1 protein-coding gene is annotated in these 2,430 nt (G+C 63.5%); it reads left to right on the plus strand.

Features of this window, described 5'->3' with window-relative positions:
- On the plus strand, nt 1–2,430 hold a 2,430-nt coding region (locus AC1D1P_RS20955; protein ID WP_477674290.1), incomplete at both ends, for an MG2 domain-containing protein.

Below are 2,430 nucleotides of genomic sequence, written 5' to 3' on the forward strand. Positions count from 1 at the left end.
CCTATGAGCGCATCGACGAAGAACAGTACTTCGTGCTGCAGTTCAACGGCGCCGCCACACTGGCCAGCATTCGCGAAAACGTCTGGTGCAACGTGGAAGGCCTGGGTGAACGTGTTCCTGTCAAGCTCATCGACGGTAACGAGCGCAACGAACTGCTCAAGTCGCTGGGCCTGGAAAAGGCTGCAGCCCAGGATCCGCTGCGCTACGCCACCCTGACCTGCAACCGGCGCCTGACATCGGCTGCCAAAGTGCAGCTGGTGTACGGCAAAGGCGTCAGCACACCCAGCGGCATACCCAATTCGGTGGAAAAACGCTACAACTTCCAGGTACGCGAGCCGTTTGCGGCCAGCTTCACCTGCGAACGCGAAAACGCCCAGTCGGCCTGCCTGCCGATGCGGCCCATGACCCTGAACTTCAACACCCCCGTGCCGCGCAAGCTGGCCGAGGCCATACGCCTGAAGGGCGACAAGGACACGTTCAAGCCCGCCTTCGAGGAAGGCAACAGTGACGGCGACAGCCTGGTCAGCAACGTSACCTTCAAGCCGCTGTTTCCTGAACAGGGGCAATTCATGCTGGAGCTGCCCAGAGGTTTCAAGGATGCTTCGGGCCGCACGCTGCGCAATGCCGACAGCTTCCCGCTCAAGGTGGCTACAGGCTCCATGCCGCCATTGGCCAAGTTCGCCGCCTCTCCCTTCGGCATCGTCGAACGCTTTGCCGAACCCAACACCAAACCGGGCGACCCGGCCCTGCTGCCCGTCACGCTGCGCAATGTCGAAGCCCTGCTGCCCGTGAAAGGGCTCACACCCGGCGCGGCACCGGCCGGAAAGGTCAGCGACCTCCAGCCCCGCACCGACGCCGACATCATTGCCTGGTTCCGCAAGGTACAGCGCTACGACGACTACCAGGTTTCACGCAAGGCAGCGGCTGCTGATATCAAGGGGCCGCTACCCAAACCACTCGAATCGCGCGATCGCGACTATGTCCAGTCGCGCATGGTATCGCTGCTGGCCGGCCAGGCCGGCGTGAAGACACTGGACCTGCCCAAGCCCGCCGCAGGCACCGACCCACGTCCGTTTGAGGTGGTCGGCATCCCGCTGGCACCCGGTTTTCACGTGGTCGAGATCGCTTCGCAAAAATTGGGCAGCTCGCTGCTCGACGAACGCTACGGCAATAGCCGGACCATGTATGTGCGCACTTCCGCCCTGGTGACCAACCTGGGCGTGCACTTCAAGCTGGGCCGCGAGAACTCGCTGGCCTGGGTCACCACGCTCGACAAGGGCGCCCCGGTGGCTGGCGCCACGGTGCGCGTCTCGGGCTGCAACGGCACCGAGATCGCCAAGGCTGTCACCAACGCACAGGGCATCGCCAATTTCAGCGGCCTGTCTTCCGAGCCTCCACGCTGCCCGGGTAGCGACTCCGCCAATGCCTATTTCGTGAGTGCGCGCAGCTCAGTGGCCGGCATTGAAGACCTGGCCTTCACCTGGAGCGACTGGCACAAGGGCATTGAACCCTGGCGCTTCAACGTGCCGACCAGCCGCGACCCCCTGCCCAACGAACGGGCACACACTGTCTTTGACCGCACGCTGTTCCGCGCCGGCGAAACGGTGTCGATGAAACACCTGCTGCGCACTGAAACCAGCAAGGGTTTTGGCCTGCCCGAAGGCGCACCCGCCACGCTGGTCATCACGCATGTCGGCAGCGGCCAGCAATACACCCAGCCGATCACCTGGCGCAAGACCGCCACGGGCGGGCAAAGCGCCGAAAACACCTTTGCCATTCCGCCTGCTGCCAAGCTGGGTGTGTATGAAGTGCAGCTCAAGGGCGAACGCGGCAGCCGCGAGCGCAGTTTTTCCAGCGGGCAGTTCCGTGTGGAAGAGTTCCGTTTGCCGGTGCTTGAAGGCCGCATCAATCCTTCCGATAAAAAGCCACTCGTCAATGTGAAGTCCGTGCCAACCGACGTGCAGATCAATTACGTGGCGGGCGGCGGCGCCGTGGCCCTGCCCGTACGGGTGTCGGCGCTGGTGCGCGGCAAGTCCCTGAGCTACAGCGATTTCGACGAATTCAACTTCTCGCCACCGAGCACCGGCCGCGGTAGCGCCGGCAACCAGGGCGAAGAGGAAAGCACCTCTTCGCAGGACCAGCGCGTGATTGCCGACAAACTCCCGCTGACGCTGGACCGCAATGGCGCAGGCAAGCTCACCATCAACGACATTCCCGAGCGCAGGCAGCCGCAGGAGTTGCTGATGGAAGCCACCTATGCCGACCCGAACGGCGAAGTGCAGACCATTCGCAGCACTTCCACCGTCTGGCCGGCGGCTGTGGTGGCAGGCATCAAGACAGAAGGCTGGGTGTCTTCCAGCCAGAAGATCAAGTTCCAGGCGCTGGCGCTTGACCTGACCGGCAAGATCGCCCCTGGTGTCTCGCTGGAGG

Source organism: Polaromonas sp. P1_E1_2, assembly GCF_056406035.1.